Source organism: Pseudomonas sp. LBUM1652 (assembly GCF_059716105.1).
This window is the reverse complement of the sequence record NZ_CP166804.1, coordinates 5,297,809-5,312,850: the sequence shown is the minus strand read 5'-3', so window position 1 is coordinate 5,312,850 and position 15,042 is coordinate 5,297,809. Positions and strand designations below refer to the sequence as shown.

Here is a 15,042-nt window from a genome sequence, read left to right as displayed (position 1 = left end):
CGAATTTTCTGTAGGGTCAGTGGCAATCGTGAAGCCAGAAAAATCCACAAGAGGCCGACATGCACAGCGAGTTTCCTAGCGAGTCCAGTTACCGCCATCAGCGCGAACAGTTTCTTGCCGCTGCGACATCCGCCGGCGCGACGCTTACCTCCTACGCACACCCGCGTTGCGGGCCGTTTGGCGAAACGTTGAGCACCGATGTGGCCGTGCTCGGCGACCCGCAGGCGAAGCGGCGTTTGGTGACGCTTAGCGGTACGCATGGCGTGGAGGGTTATTACGGCTCCGACTGTCAGATCGACTGGCTGAAAACCTTCGTGCCGGGTTCGCTGCCCAAGGACGTCGCGGTGGTGATGGTTCACCAGATCAATCCCTGGGGCACGGCGTGGTTGCGGCGGGTCAATGAAGACAACATCGACCTCAACCGCAATCACCAGGATTTCACTGGGTCGCTACCGGATAACCGCGCTTACGCCGCGTTGCATGAAATTTACGCCTGCCGCGACTTGAACGGCCCCGAGCGACAACGTGCCGATGCCTTGCTGGCTGCGCAGATCGCTGAGCATGGCTGGCCGGCGGTGATGTCGATCGTCGAGGGCGGCCAGCACAGCCATCCCGATGGATTGTTTTACGGTGGCCGAGCGGCGAGCTGGTCGAATCGCACGTTGCATCAAATCATCGACGCGCATCTGGCCGGCGCTGAAACGCTGATGTGCTTCGACCTGCACACCGGGGCTGGTGAGTACGGTCATCCGATGCTGTTGACCATCACTGAGGCGCCATACCCGGCGTTGGCGCAGGCCCAATCGATCTACGGCCCATGGCTCTACACCCTGCACACCGGCGCCGATACCCTGAGTGCAACCGGTGTCGCGGCGACGGCTACCGGTTACACCTCGCAGGCGTTGCTCAATGCATTACCAGGTGTGCAACTGATGCCATTCGTGATCGAGTGCGGGACGTATCCGGGCGCGGACGTGCATCGATATTTGCGTGATGACCATTGGCTGCATCTGCATGGCGATCCGCTGGATGCGACGGGAAGGGCGATCAAGTTGAATTTGCTGGGGCAGTTTTATCCGGCGGACCCGGATTGGCGGGCGATGGTGGGGTTGCGGACTCGGCAGATTTGGGGGAAGGGATTGGCAGCCCTGTCGACAGAGAACCCCGAATAGGTCAGGCAGAACTCTGTGGCGAGGGGATTTATCCCCGATGGACTGCGCAGCAGTCCCATTCATTTAATGAAGAGGTGGGGGGCGCTTCGCACCCCATCGGGGATAAATCCCCTCGCCACAGGTTCGGTGCTGTTTCAAGGTATAAAAGCGCTTATCGCTTAAAACCGGGCAGTCCATTGGCGGCACGCCACTTTTTTACTGTTTCGGTGATGCCTTCTGCAGAGTCATCGGCGTCCTCTTGCGGATAGAAAATCAAATCGGATCCTTCGGGATGTCCGCAAATAGAATTGAAGTGAAATACGAGTCTGCTTTCGTCCTCCTCGCGCTCATCATTTCCTATGATGCGCTCAAGCAGGTCAATAAACTCTTGTTCTGTGTAATCCGAAAAGCTTTGTTTAGTAGCCATTTCAATCTTCCCTGTGAATCTCTACGTGCCGTTTCGGAGTCATTACAGCCAAGTTATCCACATCATAAACTGCACCACCATTCTGGATATGCTCGATGTGATGTATCTCATACTTGGCTTTTTCTCCGTGGTGCTCTGACTTCGGAGCAAAAGGAGATCTTCCGTCCATGAGTTTCCCTTGGTTTGTGCGTTTGAATTGACTGAGCAACTCAGGGTCATTCGCCACCTCCACCCAAAACGCCTCCCTAAATTTGTCAAAGCTTGAAAACTCCCACCCCCTGAGCCTATCCGCAATCCGTGTCGGAATCGGCACGCCTATCCCCGTTCCCGCTCCAGCAAGCCAGATCCCCGAAACATCATCCCCAACCCCCGTCACCGTACCCGGCGTCAGTCTGGCCAGTTTCGAAAACACCACATACAGCGACTTCAGCCCAGTGTCCGCCGGGAACACCAGAATGCAATCCTCGGCAGTAATGTCCTCGCCGGGCAGGCCTTCTATCTGGGTGTCCGTGTTCTCGGCAATCGGATGAACAAGGATCGTGTTCAGTTGCTCGCCGTGTTCGGGACAGACCAGCGGCGGCATTGAGCCGAGTGGCCCGCGTTGTGGCGTCCACAAAATCGTAATGCCGTTAAGCTTGGCCTCCATCGCAGTCTTGTCGCTGTTCCACTCGACTTTGACAGTACGCACCGAGTCATCGCCAGAAGCGCCGGAGTGGATGCCGTAAACCTGCATGACCCCTTCGGCATCACGCCGAAACTGGAAGCGCACACGAGTGGGCGCGCGGCTCATGCGGCGCAGCTGTTCATCGGTATGCAGCGTGCCGTCGCCCATTCGGGTCGGCAGCATCCCGAGGATGAACACGCTGGCCGGCCCACCAGCGCCGCGAATTGCCCAGTTGAGGCGTTGTTGCAGAATGCCGCCGCCCGCCAGACGCCCCAAGGCCAGATCAGCACCTATTGCCGTCGCTACCGCAGTGCTGGTAGAGGGCAGGAGCATGGCGCCGGCGACCATGATCTTGCCGAAGTTGCTGGCGGGTTCGGTGGCCGTGCCGGCGTCCGTTCGGCACCAGTTATCCACAGTGCAGGACTTGGCGAACACCTGATCTTCGCGAGGCTTGGGCGTTGGCCATTCATCCTTTTCGATGTACACCGGCTCCGGCGCGGGGGGGGGGGGGCGGATTCCACGCAGCCCATGAGCCGTTCCCGCTTGGACGTTTCCAAGGCCAATCTTCATCGAAGAGAGATTTGAATCGAGCCATGACAACTCCCTGTATAGCTTTGAATCGAGCCAGGGAACCTTGTCGGTCAGTGGGGATTTCGGGCAAACCGATGGGGTGAGTTTCACGCGCCTGGATTTACGAAAAATCCGATTCGTACCTGGATCGAAGCCGTTTCCTACGGCGCTCTCTCAACCTGTTGATGGGCGATTGATCCAGGTGAACCAGCGGTATTTCGTGCTTGTAGTCTTTCGGTTTGGATGGAAGGGATGTCTGCATTTCTCCTACAGAGTTTTCAGGTCGACAACTTACGCACCGCTGCCTGAGGATGTTTTCTGTTGTTTTTTCCAGGATGGATTTCATATGAAAAGGATGAGTCCGTTGCCATTTAACTCTATTTTCAGTCGGCCATTGTCATGAGTATTTCCAATGAGGACCGTGATTTTCTGGTGGCGATGGGCAGTCGCATTGCCCACTTACGCACAGTGCACGAGATCACACAGACTCGGTTTGCACGGGCATTAGGTCTTTCCCGGCAAACCTTTCAGGGCTACGAGGAGGGCACGCGCAGCATGCCGGTCACGACACTGGTGAAGATGGCATTTGCGCTTCGCGTTCCTGTTGAAGACTTGCTCGGGGTTCCCTCGTACACGGAGACGCCCAGACGCTGCTTGACCTCAGCGTGGTATCGACGGCTGCAGTCCATCAATGAGCTTTCGAAGGTCCAACAGAAGGTCATTGCGCAGATGCTCGACGCCCTGATCGCGCAGGCAGCGACCAAAACAAGCGACGAAGAAAGAGAAGTTTGAAGTAACTCAAAGAACGCAGAACCAAGGTGCGACAACACCTTGGCCCCGCTAACCAAAAGCAGCTAAACAGGAGCTAATCATGGCTAAAACCAATCATACGTCATCAACCCCCATCACTGAACGCCGGTTGAAAATCGCCGCAGACTTTTACCCGGTCCACACCAAGGAAAAAAACCACAGCCCCGCCAAACCGGTGCCCTGGATCAGGCTACGTGGCCTGTGGTTGCGGCAGGCGGGATTTGAGGTGAACGAGAACGTTAAAGTCCGAGTGATGAAAGGGTGCTTGGTGATTACCGCGGAGTAACGGATTGCCGAGACTTTTCTCGAGGCATAAAAAAACGGCCTACCTTTCGGTAAGCCGTTTTTAGTACTTGGTGGCTACACAGGGACTTGAACCCCGGACCCCAGCATTATGAATGCTATGCTCTAACCAACTGAGCTATGTAGCCAAGTGGCGCGCATTATTCCCCTGAAATGGAAAAGCGTCAAGCGTAAATTTAAAATATTTCTTCCTGTTTTCAACCGCTTATCCTCCGACCCCGGAAATCGGGGCCGGGCAGGGCGTCAACGCAGTTGGAATCTTGCGGTATTGGCGCTCAACGCATGGCTGCCCTGGCTCAGGGTGTCCGCCGCCAAGTTCACCGCCCGCGCACCTTCAAGCAAACGCACCGCTGCCTGATCGACCTGCTGGATATTGCCGCTGACCTCATCGGCGGTACTCGCTTGCTCTTCAACCGCCGTGGCGATCTGCGCGAGGGTGTCGGTGACGCTCTGTACGGCGCTGGCGATTTCGCCCAAGCGTTCACCGAGACCGGTGACCGACTCGGCATCGGTTTGCGCCTGGCCGCACGCGGCTTCCATCAAACTCACGGCTTCGTTGACCGTGGCGCGTAGGCTGTCAACGGTGCCGGCGATCTGCGCCGTGGACGATTGCGTACGTTGCGACAGGCTGCGCACCTCATCGGCCACCACGGCAAAACCGCGTCCCTGTTCACCGGCGCGCGCCGCTTCAATCGCAGCGTTGAGTGCCAACAGGTTGGTCTGTTCGGCAACACCACGAATGGTGTCGACCACCAGTTGAATCTGCTGCCCTTGCTCGCTGACCCGGCCCAGTGCCGCTGCCGTTTCGTTGAGGCGTTGATTGAGCTGCTGAATGCTCGCGGTAGTCCGTTGGCTGTCGCGGCTGCTGTCAGCGGCGATGCGTTGGGTGTGCTGCGCGCTGCCGGAAGCCTGTTCGCAACTCTGCGCCACGCCTTGCGAGGTGGCAGCCAGTTGCGTGGCGGCAGCGGCGATCTGGCTGATCTGCAACTGCTGCGCTTCGACTTCACCCAGCGCGCCGCTGGAATGATCGTTGAGGCTGCGCACCGCGTTGCTCAGTTGCGAGGTCTCGTGGTCGACGCCGAGCATGCTGTTGCGCAGTTGCACCACGGCGACGTTGAGCGCGGTGCTGATCGCCGCCAACTCATCGCGGCCCTCCACCGGCACTTGCAGGCTCAGGTTGCCGTCACGCAGGGCTTCGGCAAGCACCGTGATGCCGCTGGCGCTGCGCCGGATCGAGGCTTGCAGGCAGATGAACAAGTACAACGCGGCCAGCAGCAGACAGCCGAATACAGCGGCGACGAGGATGAACTGGCGAATCGCCGAGGCGTGGTAGGCCTCCAGGCGCTGATCCAGCGACACCAGCGATTGCTGGCGCAGGGAGGCAAGGTCGGTCAGCAACGCGTCGAGGCTGCGTTCGAACTCTTCGGGCTTGAGCGTGATGCTGCCGCCGAACACGCCGTCATCCAGCACCTTGAGGCCAGCATCGAGGTTTTTCAGGCTGCCGTGATACTGGCCGGCCCAGGCTTGCAGCTCTTTCGGCAGGCGCGCTTCGAGCAGGCCTGCCGTTTTGACAAGCTGCTCGCGGGCATCGCCGATACGGCTGCGCAGGTCGCGCAACTGCAAACGGCTCTGCAAGGTGAACTGGCCGGACACCACCGAAGCCTGACCCACCGCTGCGAGGCGACCGACCCGTTCGATCAAGTCCGGCGCGTGCTGCGTGGAAATTTGCGTGAGCAAGTAGGTTTCCAGCCACGGTGCCAAGGTCAGGCGATTGTCCATGACGATCTGCTCGCGCAACGCTTGCAGGGCGCTGAGGGCATGGGTGAACCGGTCGTAACCGTCCGGCCACCAGCCGACGCCGCTGAGGCTTTTCGAATCCAGGCCATTGAGCGCGGTTTGCAACGCCTGAAAGCGGACGAGAATCTCGCCGTCGGCGCCTTCGTTTTTCAGGGCATTGCCCAAATCGGCAGTGGCTTGCAGGACGGCGGGTTGCACGCCATCGAATGCAGCCATGGCGGCGAGGGTCGCCGGCGTCGGTTGGCGATTGGTTTCCGTGGCGCGCCAACGGGCGGCGCGGTCGCGCTGGGCGGCGAGCAGATTGTCCAGCGCATCGAGGCTGAGCAACTGGCGCACCCCGGCGCGTTCGCCGGAAATCAGGTTGAGCTTGTCGCGATAGTCCTGGCCGATCATCAACAGACTGCCGGCCAACGGCAGAATGAACAGCAGAAACAACAGCTGGAATTTACGTGCGAAGCCAAACCGCCCCAGCAATTTGATCCCCGGTGAAAGGAAAGCCTGCATGCCCCATGACTCCTCTGGACACCACGCACCATTGGCGTGCATCGCGGTCGTGCGACCTTGATGTTGTGCCCTGCTAAAAGGCCTCGAAAGTTCACTCTCGCCCGCTCTGTAGGCCGACTCTGTAGCGAAACTTCCCATTCTCGGCGCCCTTTGTAAGGGCGCCGCGTTCAAGCATAGAAGCAAGGCAAGATTCAGACCATGGCGTTGCGCTATCACCGTTATGGCGATGAACAACTCGTTCGTTAGCTGGCTAAGGGGATGGCGCTGGCGCACCGAAAAATGGCACATTGACGCACCTGCCTGCGGGCACCCATCTGCTGTCCGGAAATCTCCATGGCTATCAGCAACACTCAGACCGCCGCTGCCTCGGCGTCCGCTCCTCCCCAAAGCAGCCCATTGGTGATGCGCATCATCGGCGCGGTGGCGCTGGCGCATTTGATCAATGACCTGATCCAGTCGGTGCTGCCGTCGATCTACCCGATGCTCAAGGCCAACTACGGTCTGAGCTTCACTCAGGTCGGTTTGATTACCCTGACGTTTCAACTGACCGCCTCGCTTTTGCAGCCGTGGGTCGGTTATCACACCGATCGCCATCCGAAACCGTGGCTGTTGCCGGCGGGTTCCATTTGCACGCTGATTGGCATCGTGATGATGTCGATGGTCGGCAGTTTTCCATTGATTCTGTTGGCGGCGGCGCTGATTGGTATCGGCTCCTCGACGTTCCACCCCGAGGCATCGCGCATTGCGCGGCTGGCCTCGGGCGGACGCTTCGGTCTGGCGCAATCGACCTTCCAGGTCGGTGGTAACGCCGGTTCTGCGTTCGGCCCGTTGCTGGCGGCGGCGATCATTATTCCGTTCGGTCAGGGCAACGTGGCGTGGTTCGGTCTGTTCGCAGTGTTTGCATTGTTCGTGCTGTACCGCATCAGTCGCTGGTACGCCCATCACCTGAACCTGTTCAAACTCAAGGCCGGCCAAGCAGCGACTCACGGGTTGTCGAAGGGCAGGGTGACCAGTGCGCTGGTGGTGCTCGGTTTGCTGGTGTTCTCCAAGTATTTCTACATGGCCAGCCTCACGAGCTATTTCACGTTCTACCTGATCGAGAAGTTCGACCTGTCGGTGGCCAGTTCGCAGCTGCACTTATTCCTGTTTCTTGGCGCGGTGGCGGCGGGCACCTTCTTCGGCGGGCCGATCGGCGACAAGATCGGGCGTAAGGCGGTGATCTGGTTTTCGATCCTGGGCGTGGCGCCGTTTACGCTGCTCATGCCTCACGTCGATCTGTTCTGGACGACGGTCCTTAGCGTGGTGATCGGCTTCATCCTCGCTTCGGCGTTCTCGGCGATTGTGGTGTACGCGCAAGAGTTGGTGCCGGGCAATGTCGGGATGATTGCCGGGGTGTTTTTCGGTTTGATGTTTGGTTTTGGCGGGATAGGCGCGGCGTTGCTTGGGCATCTCGCGGATGTGCACGGGATTGAGTACGTTTACTTCCTGTGCTCGTTCCTGCCGTTGTTTGGCGTGTTGGCGATCTTCTTGCCGCGGACCAAAAAGGCCTGACCTCACACAGTTCAAACTGTGGGAGCGAGCCTGCTCGCGAATGCGGTGTGTCATCCGCAGAGATGTGACTGACACTCCCTCTTCGCGAGCAGGCTCGCTCCCACAGGGGAAATGTTCAACAGTAGATTTCAGGCACAAAAAAGCCGCGTATCAAACGCGGCTTTTTCTTGGGCGTGTCGCTTACACGTTGAAGCGGAAGTGCATCACGTCGCCGTCTTTGACGATGTAGTCCTTGCCTTCCAGACGCCATTTACCGGCTTCTTTGGTGCCGGCTTCGCCCTTGTACTGGATGAAGTCGTTGTAGGCGATAACTTCGGCGCGGATGAAGCCTTTTTCGAAGTCGGTGTGGATCACTCCGGCAGCCTGAGGTGCGGTGGCACCGACTTTGACGGTCCAGGCGCGGACTTCTTCGACACCGGCGGTGAAGTAAGTCTGCAGGTGCAGCATTTCGTAGCCGGCACGGATCACGCGGTTCAGGCCAGGCTCTTCCAGGCCCAAGGCCTCGAGGAACATGTCCTTCTCTTCGCCGTCATCCAGCTCGGCGATTTCCGCTTCGATCTTGTTGCAGACCGGAACCACCATGGCGCCTTCTTCTTCGGCGATGGCCTTGACCACGTCTAGGTGCGGGTTGTTCTCGAAACCGTCTTCAGCGACGTTGGCGATGTACATGACCGGTTTGGTGGTCAGCAGGTGGAAGCCCTTGATCACTGCCTTTTCGTCAGCGCTCATGTTCTTCATCAGGCTGCGTGCCGGCTTGCCTTCGGTGAAGTGCGCGATCAGTTGCTCCAGCAGAGCTTTCTGAACGACTGCGTCCTTGTCACCGCCCTTGGCGTTACGCGCGACTTTCTGCAGTTGCTTCTCGCAGCTGTCGAGGTCGGCGAAGATCAGTTCCAGGTCGATGATTTCGATGTCGCGTTTCGGGTCGACGCTGTTGGAAACGTGGATCACGTTTTCGTCTTCGAAGCAGCGCACGACGTGAGCGATGGCATCGGTTTCACGGATGTTGGCCAGGAACTTGTTGCCCAGGCCTTCACCTTTCGAAGCGCCGGCTACAAGGCCCGCGATGTCGACGAATTCCATGGTGGTCGGCAGGATGCGCTTTGGATTGACGATGGCCGCCAGTGCTTCCAGACGCGGGTCCGGCATCGGCACGATGCCGCTGTTCGGCTCGATGGTGCAGAAGGGGAAGTTCTCGGCCGCGATACCGGATTTGGTCAGGGCGTTGAACAGGGTGGACTTGCCGACGTTAGGCAGGCCGACGATGCCGCAATTGAATCCCATGGTGTTTCCCCTCGGAGTAGAGTCAGGCCTTCTGGCTGTGCAGGTTTTTCATCGCGCGGTTCCATTCACCGGCGAGGATATCCGGCAGCACGCCGAGGGCAAAGTCGATGCTGGCATCGAGTTTTTCCTGTTCGGCGCGTGGCGCACGACCCAGGACGAAATTTGAAACCATACTGGCGACGCCCGGGTGGCCGATGCCAAGCCGCAGGCGGTAGAAAGTATTCTGATTACCCAGTTGCGCGATGATGTCGCGCAACCCGTTGTGACCGCCATGGCCGCCGCCCTGCTTGAGCTTGGCAACGCCCGGAGGCAGATCGAGTTCGTCGTGCGCCACCAGGATTTCTTCAGGCTTGATGCGGAAGAAACCTGCGAGTGCCGCCACGGCCTGGCCGCTGCGGTTCATGTAGGTGGTGGGAATCAGCAGACGAACATCCTGACCCTGGTGCGAATAGCGCCCGGTCAAGCCGAAATATTTGCGATCGGCCACAAGATTCACATTCTGTGCGTGGGCGATGCGCTCAACAAAAAGGGCCCCTGCGTTATGCCGGGTCTGTTCGTATTCGGCGCCTGGATTTCCCAGGCCAACGATCAGTTTGATGGCAGTCACGATAGGGGCCCTTCCTTGGAGTGGTGGATAACATCGCCGCGATCAGGGGAAGCGGCGAAAGTGGACGAAAATTGCTCATTTACCATGAATGTAAACTCCGCGTTCTCGCCCGCTTTCTCGCTACGTTCCAGTCCGCGATGTTACCTGCTCACTCAGGCGTTACAGAGTGAATTACTCTGCTGCGCCTTCTTCGGTAGCTTCTGGAGCAACACGTGGAGCGTGGACGTTGGCAACAGCCTTGTCATCGCCGTGTGCCAGAGCAACGAACTCAACACCTTTAGGAGCTTTGAGGTCCGACAGGTGAATGATGGTGCCGATTTCTGCTTTCGACAGGTCGACTTCGATGAACTCAGGCAGATCTTTCGGCAGGCAGGTCACTTCGATTTCCGAAGTAACGTGCGAGATTTCGCCGCCTTTCTTCACTGGAGCTTCTTCACCAACAAAGTGTACAGGCACGATAGCGGTCAGTTTCTGACCTGCTACAACGCGTACGAAGTCAGCGTGCAGAACGTGGCCTTTCGACGGGTGACGTTGCAGAGCTTTGATGATGACGTTCTGCTTGGTGCCACCAACGTTCAGCTCGATGATGTGGCTGTAAGCCGCTTCGTTTTCGAGCAGTTTGGCAACTTCTTTGGCCAGCATGCTGATGGATTCAGGGGCTTTTTCGCCACCGTAAACAACAGCTGGAACCAGAGCGGCGAGACGACGCAGGCGGCGGCTCGCACCTTTCCCCAGGTCGGAACGCACTTCAGCATTCAGAGTAAAATCGTTCATTTTGTATCTCCAAAATAGCCATGACCGAGCGGCGTTTGCGACCAGCGCCTAACACGGTATGGGCAAAAAAGCCCCGCCCCGACAGGAATGCCGGGGCGGGGCGCTTTTCGTCAACTAGACATTTCGAGAAGGGCAGGGCCCTTAGCGGAACATCGCGCTGATCGATTCTTCATTGCTGATGCGGCGAACCGCTTCGGCAACTACCGGTGCAATATCCAGTTGACGGATACGTGCACAGGCTTGTGCTGCAGCGGACAGCGGGATGGTGTTAGTCACCACCAGCTCGTCCAGCACGGAATTTTCGATATTCTCGATGGCCCGACCCGACAGCACAGGGTGTGTGCAGTAGGCAAAGACCTTGGCTGCGCCATGCTCTTTCAGGGCCTTGGCCGCGTGGCACAGAGTGCCGGCGGTATCGACCATGTCATCGACCAGAATGCAGGTACGCCCTTCGACATCACCGATGATATGCATCACTTCAGAGTGATTGGCTTTCTCACGGCGTTTGTCGATGATCCCGAGATCCACACCCAGCGACTTGGCAACAGCACGTGCACGCACGACGCCACCAATATCCGGGGATACGATCATCAGGTTTTCGAAGCGCTGATCTTCAATGTCATCCACCAGAACCGGGGAGCCGTAGATGTTATCTACCGGAATATCGAAGAAACCCTGAATCTGGTCAGCATGCAGATCAACCGTGAGAACACGGTCGATGCCGACTACGGTAAGCATGTCAGCGACGACTTTCGCGCTGATAGCCACACGTGCGGAACGCGGACGGCGATCCTGACGGGCATAACCAAAATAAGGAATAACAGCAGTGATACGAGTAGCCGAGGAGCGGCGGAAGGCATCAGCCATCACTACCAGTTCCATCAGGTTATCGTTGGTCGGAGCGCAAGTCGGCTGAATAATGAAAACGTCTTTACCGCGAACGTTTTCATTGATCTCGGCAGTAATTTCGCCGTCGGAGAACTTACCGACAGAGATGTCACCGAGAGGGATATGCAGCTGACGTACAACACGCCGAGCCAGATCGGGGTTAGCGTTCCCCGTAAAGACCATCATCTTGGACACGCGCAGTACCTAGAGGCTGAGGGTAACCTGGATGAGTAGAGAAAATGGCAGGGGCGGCTGGATTCGAACCAACGCATGGCAGGATCAAAACCTGCTGCCTTACCGCTTGGCGACGCCCCTGTATCTGTTGCATCAAGTGCCGAGCACTTGGTTCCTTTAGAGCAGACTTTGCAGCTTGCGATGCAACATCGAAACGTTGCTTCCTTTTGCTACAAACCCTGTAAGGGTCTCTGTCAGAAGGGCCGAGACTTTATCAGCTTCAGCTTTGCTTGGGAAGCCCCCAAACACACAACTTCCAGTTCCGGTGAGCTTTGCTTCGGTAAATTTACCTAACAAATCCAATGCGTTACGTACTTCTGGATAACGCCTTGCAACCACCGGCAAGCAGTCATTTCGACTGTTTCCCTCGGGAACGGGGCGCACTTTAATGGGCGGCGTGTTACGTGTCAACAAAGGATCGGAAAAAATTTCTGCCGTACTTACAGCGACTTGCGGCACAAGCACGAGATACCACGGTTCTTCGGGATCGACCGGGGTGAGTTTTTCGCCTACGCCCTCGGCAAACGCTGCGTGGCCACGGACGAAAACCGGAACATCAGCGCCAAGCGACAAGCCCAGTGCGGCGAGTCGATCTTCATCCCAGCACAACTGCCACAGATGATTGAGACCGAGCAGGGTTGTCGCCGCGTTGGAACTGCCGCCACCAATGCCGCCGCCCATGGGCAGCACCTTGTCGATCCAGATGTCGATACCAAGAGAGCAACCGGATTGTTCCTGCAACATTTTCGCCGCGCGCACGATCAGATTGCTGTCGTGGGGCACGCCTGCGAATTCGGTGTGCAGTTGAATCACGCCGTCATCGCGAACGGCAAAAGTGATTTCGTCGCCGTAATCGACAAACTGAAACAGCGTCTGCAACTCGTGATAACCGTCTTCACGGCGACCAAGAATGTGCAGCATCAGATTGAGTTTGGCCGGCGACGGCAGAGTCAGGCGTGCAGCGCTCATGCTTATTGCCCCAGTTTGCGCGGCTGCCAGGTCTTGATCACCAGCGTCACGTCCAGGTCAGTGCCGTGCAGTTTGATGCGCTCGGGCAACCAGTAACCATTTTGTTCGGTGTAGGCGGTGTATTCGACTTTCCAGCCATCCTGTTCAAGGTTGGCCAGGCGGCTGTCGGCATCCAGACTCAGACGGCTTTTGCTTTCCGGCGCCGGCAGGCCGCGCACCCACCAGGCGAGGTTCGACACTGGCAGTTTCCAGCCAAGTTGCTCTTCCAGCAGCGTTTCCGGCGACTGCGATTCATAGCGACCCTGATTGGCGACTTCCAGCGACACCTTGCCCGGACGCCCGGTCAAACGTGCCGCACCACGACCCAGCGGGCCGGAGAGTCGAATGTCGTAATAGTCCTGACGCTGCAGCCAGAACAGCGTGCCGCTGCCCGAGTCTTTCGGGGCGCGGATGCCGATCTTGCCGTCGATCTGCCAGCCGTCAAGGCCGGTCAGTTGCTGTTTGTTCGCGGCCCATTGAGCCGGGCTGCCGTGGCCTTCGACCGATTCGCGAGCGCCGAAGCCCGCGCAACCGGCGAGCAGGGCGATGAAGCTGAAAACAATAACGTGGCGCAAAAACATTAAAGAGTCTCGGATCCGGTCAGGCGCTTGATGGTGCTGCGCAGAATGGTGCTGTCGGGCTGATCCTTGAGGAATTTGCCCCAGATTTGTTTGGCTTCGCGCTGATTGCCCTTGGTCCACAGGACTTCGCCCAGATGTGCGGCGACTTCGTGATCAGGGAAACGCTCCAGCGCCTGACGCAGATATTTCTCGGCGTCGTCCAGGTTGCCCAAGCGGTAATTCACCCAGCCGAGGCTGTCGAGTACTGCCGGGTCTTCCGGGTTGATCTGGTGCGCCTGCTCGATCAGCGTCTTGGCTTCAGCGTAGCGGGTGGTGCGGTCGGACAGGGTGTAGCCCAGCGCGTTCAGCGCCATGGCATTGTCCGGATCGCGCTTGATGATCAGGCGCAGGTCTTTTTCCATCTGCGCCAGATCGTTGCGCTTTTCCGCAAGCATGGCGCGGGTGTACAGCAGATTCAGATCGTCCGGGTATTGCAGCAAGGCTTGCTGCAAGACTTTCATGGCCTTGTCGTCCTGTTTGTTGGCCGACAGGGTTTCCGATTCGATCAGGTACAACTGGATCGCGTAATCGGGTTGTTCGTCACGCTCGGCCGCCAGTTTGCTTTGTGCTTCGGCGGTTTTGCCGTTGTTCATCAGAATGTCGGCCTGACGCAACTGCGCGGGCAGATAGTCATTGCCCGGGCCGACCTGGGCGTATTCGATCAGTGCGCCTTGCGGGTCATTGCGCTCTTCGGCGATACGACCGAGGTTAAGGTGCGCCGAATCGACATGGCTTTCACGGGCGATCAGGTCTTCCAGATAACCCTTGGCCTCGTCCCAGGCCTTGGCTTCCAGGCACACCAGCGCCAGCGAGTAACGCAGTTCGTCGTCTTCCGGGTATTGCTGAACGAGGCCGGAGAACTCGGCCTTGGCGTCGTCCATCCGGTCCTGTTCAACCAGCATGCGCGCGTAAGTCAGGCGCAGACGCTTGTCGTCCGGGTATTTCTTGATGTTCTTTTTCAGCAGCGGCAGGGCTTCGTCGCCACGGTTCAGGAGCTGGAGAAGACGTGCGCGCAGCAGGATCGGGGCGATTTCGCCGTCTTCCGGCTGATTGTCTTCGAGCAGGGCCAGTGCCGCTTTGTTGTCGCCATCCTGCTGCATGAGCAGGGCCTTGCCGAAAATCAGCTGACTGTTGTTCGGGTGACGCTGCAACAAACGGTCGAAACTTTTCATCAGGCCGTTGCGGGTTTCCTGATCAGTATCGGCCGCCGACAGTGCGAGGAAATCGAAATGGGTATCGCCCTTGCCTTGCAGGACTTTCTCCATATAGACCATCGAGTCGTCGTAACGCCCGGCGCGTGCCAGTTGCACGGCGGCGGCGCGTTGCGCTTCGAGATCGTCCGGGGCGTTTTTCGCCCAGATCAGCGCGGTATCGAGGGCCGGTTGATCGGCGCCAAGGTACTCGGCGATGCGGAACGCACGCTCGGAGACGCCCGGATCCTGAGTGTTGATGGCCTGGGTCACGTAGTTGTCCAGGGCAATGTCGAAACGATTGCGCTGGCCGGCGAGTTCGGCGCTCAGCAGGCTGAACACGGTTTCTTCGCTGAACGAGCTGTAAACCTTGGGCTTTTCAGGGGCGGGCGTGGTGTCTTCTACCGATGGCGTACCATTCGGCGCAACGGGGGCCAAGGCCTGGCAGCCGCTGAGGAAGACAAAAGCAAGGAGCAACGCGGAAGATCTATTCATATAGGAAGAGGACGACTAACCTGCGGTCGGATCATCATGACACAAGCCTTCGGCCAAACATAACCGAGTCTCAATTGTGCCCATTATAGGGGCGGACAATTGGGACAATAGTCAGCGGTAGTTGTTCTGAATCTGACGAAGGTGGACAATTGCCGGCTTCACGTCACC

The 15,042-nt window shown here is 58.2% G+C and carries 14 protein-coding genes and 2 tRNA genes; 4 read left to right on the top strand and 12 right to left on the bottom strand.

From position 1 onward, the window contains the following. Positions 1-59: 59 nt before the first annotated feature. Entirely contained in the window at positions 60-1,172 is a 1,113-nt protein-coding gene (locus ACA069_RS23940; RefSeq protein ID WP_497615354.1) for a DUF2817 domain-containing protein, read from the top strand. A gap of 151 nt (positions 1,173-1,323) precedes the next feature. On the opposite strand, the gene ACA069_RS23935 is transcribed toward ACA069_RS23940, so the two are convergent. Together ACA069_RS23935 and ACA069_RS23930 are read right to left on the bottom strand one after the other, a co-directional pair. After that, positions 1,324-1,578, bottom strand: coding sequence for a bacteriocin immunity protein (locus tag ACA069_RS23935; RefSeq protein ID WP_489881029.1), 255 nt, complete (start codon positions 1,576-1,578; stop codon positions 1,324-1,326). A 1-nt stretch (position 1,579) separates the two neighbouring features. Then, on the bottom strand, positions 1,580-2,728 hold the full coding sequence (locus tag ACA069_RS23930; RefSeq protein ID WP_497615353.1) for a pyocin-S2/colicin E7-DNase domain-containing protein: 1,149 nt from the start codon (positions 2,726-2,728) through the stop codon (positions 1,580-1,582). Positions 2,729-3,211: 483 nt separating this feature from the next. Here ACA069_RS23930 and ACA069_RS23925 point away from each other — a divergent pair, with 483 nt between their 5' ends. Together ACA069_RS23925 and ACA069_RS23920 are read left to right on the top strand one after the other, a co-directional pair. Continuing rightward, positions 3,212-3,604 carry a helix-turn-helix domain-containing protein gene (locus tag ACA069_RS23925; protein WP_497615352.1) on the top strand — a complete coding sequence of 131 codons (393 nt, stop codon included), beginning with the start codon at positions 3,212-3,214 and terminating at the stop codon, positions 3,602-3,604. Positions 3,605-3,683: 79 nt separating this feature from the next. Beyond that, the gene (locus ACA069_RS23920) at positions 3,684-3,908 is read left to right on the top strand and encodes a SymE family type I addiction module toxin (RefSeq protein WP_497615351.1); all 225 of its coding nucleotides are present in this window, start codon (positions 3,684-3,686) and stop codon (positions 3,906-3,908) included. 68 nt (positions 3,909-3,976) lie between these two features. Here the strand turns inward: ACA069_RS23920 and ACA069_RS23915 are convergent. Continuing rightward, positions 3,977-4,053 (bottom strand) — tRNA-Met (locus tag ACA069_RS23915). Positions 4,054-4,168: 115 nt separating this feature from the next. Beyond that, positions 4,169-6,226 (bottom strand): methyl-accepting chemotaxis protein, encoded by a 2,058-nt coding sequence (locus ACA069_RS23910; protein ID WP_401271446.1) that lies wholly within the window; start codon positions 6,224-6,226, stop codon positions 4,169-4,171. Positions 6,227-6,559: 333 nt separating this feature from the next. Here ACA069_RS23910 and ACA069_RS23905 point away from each other — a divergent pair, with 333 nt between their 5' ends. Next, entirely contained in the window at positions 6,560-7,777 is a 1,218-nt protein-coding gene (locus tag ACA069_RS23905; protein WP_497615350.1) for an MFS transporter, read from the top strand. A gap of 180 nt (positions 7,778-7,957) precedes the next feature. Here the strand turns inward: ACA069_RS23905 and ychF are convergent, their stop codons facing one another. The 8 genes from ychF to ACA069_RS23865 form a co-directional block, all read right to left on the bottom strand. Continuing rightward, the gene (gene ychF / locus ACA069_RS23900; protein WP_497615349.1) at positions 7,958-9,058 is read right to left on the bottom strand and encodes a redox-regulated ATPase YchF; all 1,101 of its coding nucleotides are present in this window, start codon (positions 9,056-9,058) and stop codon (positions 7,958-7,960) included. Positions 9,059-9,080: 22 nt separating this feature from the next. Next, complete coding sequence (pth, locus tag ACA069_RS23895) at positions 9,081-9,665, bottom strand: aminoacyl-tRNA hydrolase (RefSeq protein ID WP_016773203.1); 585 nt, start codon at positions 9,663-9,665, stop codon at positions 9,081-9,083. A 171-nt stretch (positions 9,666-9,836) separates the two neighbouring features. Continuing rightward, positions 9,837-10,439, bottom strand: coding sequence for a 50S ribosomal protein L25/general stress protein Ctc (locus ACA069_RS23890; RefSeq protein ID WP_187678058.1), 603 nt, complete (start codon positions 10,437-10,439; stop codon positions 9,837-9,839). Positions 10,440-10,580: 141 nt separating this feature from the next. Beyond that, positions 10,581-11,522, bottom strand: a complete 942-nt coding sequence (locus ACA069_RS23885) for a ribose-phosphate pyrophosphokinase (protein ID WP_003171603.1) — start codon at positions 11,520-11,522, stop codon at positions 10,581-10,583. Between the two features lie 45 nt (positions 11,523-11,567). Next, positions 11,568-11,642: transfer RNA gene (locus ACA069_RS23880), tRNA-Gln, on the bottom strand. A 36-nt stretch (positions 11,643-11,678) separates the two neighbouring features. Continuing rightward, on the bottom strand, positions 11,679-12,530 hold the full coding sequence (gene ispE, locus ACA069_RS23875; protein ID WP_401272231.1) for a 4-(cytidine 5'-diphospho)-2-C-methyl-D-erythritol kinase: 852 nt from the start codon (positions 12,528-12,530) through the stop codon (positions 11,679-11,681). 2 nt (positions 12,531-12,532) lie between these two features. Next, positions 12,533-13,150, bottom strand: a complete 618-nt coding sequence (gene lolB / locus ACA069_RS23870) for a lipoprotein insertase outer membrane protein LolB (protein ID WP_187678056.1) — start codon at positions 13,148-13,150, stop codon at positions 12,533-12,535. Next, a complete protein-coding gene (locus ACA069_RS23865; RefSeq protein WP_401272232.1) occupies positions 13,150-14,874 on the bottom strand; it encodes a tetratricopeptide repeat protein in 1,725 nt (574 codons plus the stop codon). Before ACA069_RS23865 ends, lolB begins: the two co-directional genes overlap by 1 nt. Between the last annotated feature and the right edge of the window lie 168 nt (positions 14,875-15,042).

Coding starts and splice junctions, on each gene's coding strand:
- ychF (WP_497615349.1), bottom strand. CDS start 9,058: ATGGGATTCAATTGCGGCATCGTCGGCCTGCCTAACGTCGGCAAGTCC.
- ACA069_RS23910 (WP_401271446.1), bottom strand. CDS start 6,226: ATGCAGGCTTTCCTTTCACCGGGGATCAAATTGCTGGGGCGGTTTGGC.
- ACA069_RS23935 (WP_489881029.1), bottom strand. CDS start 1,578: ATGGCTACTAAACAAAGCTTTTCGGATTACACAGAACAAGAGTTTATT.
- ACA069_RS23925 (WP_497615352.1), top strand. CDS start 3,212: ATGAGTATTTCCAATGAGGACCGTGATTTTCTGGTGGCGATGGGCAGT.
- ACA069_RS23905 (WP_497615350.1), top strand. CDS start 6,560: ATGGCTATCAGCAACACTCAGACCGCCGCTGCCTCGGCGTCCGCTCCT.
- ispE (WP_401272231.1), bottom strand. CDS start 12,530: ATGAGCGCTGCACGCCTGACTCTGCCGTCGCCGGCCAAACTCAATCTG.
- ACA069_RS23890 (WP_187678058.1), bottom strand. CDS start 10,439: ATGAACGATTTTACTCTGAATGCTGAAGTGCGTTCCGACCTGGGGAAA.
- lolB (WP_187678056.1), bottom strand. CDS start 13,150: ATGTTTTTGCGCCACGTTATTGTTTTCAGCTTCATCGCCCTGCTCGCC.
- ACA069_RS23865 (WP_401272232.1), bottom strand. CDS start 14,874: ATGAATAGATCTTCCGCGTTGCTCCTTGCTTTTGTCTTCCTCAGCGGC.
- ACA069_RS23920 (WP_497615351.1), top strand. CDS start 3,684: ATGGCTAAAACCAATCATACGTCATCAACCCCCATCACTGAACGCCGG.
- ACA069_RS23940 (WP_497615354.1), top strand. CDS start 60: ATGCACAGCGAGTTTCCTAGCGAGTCCAGTTACCGCCATCAGCGCGAA.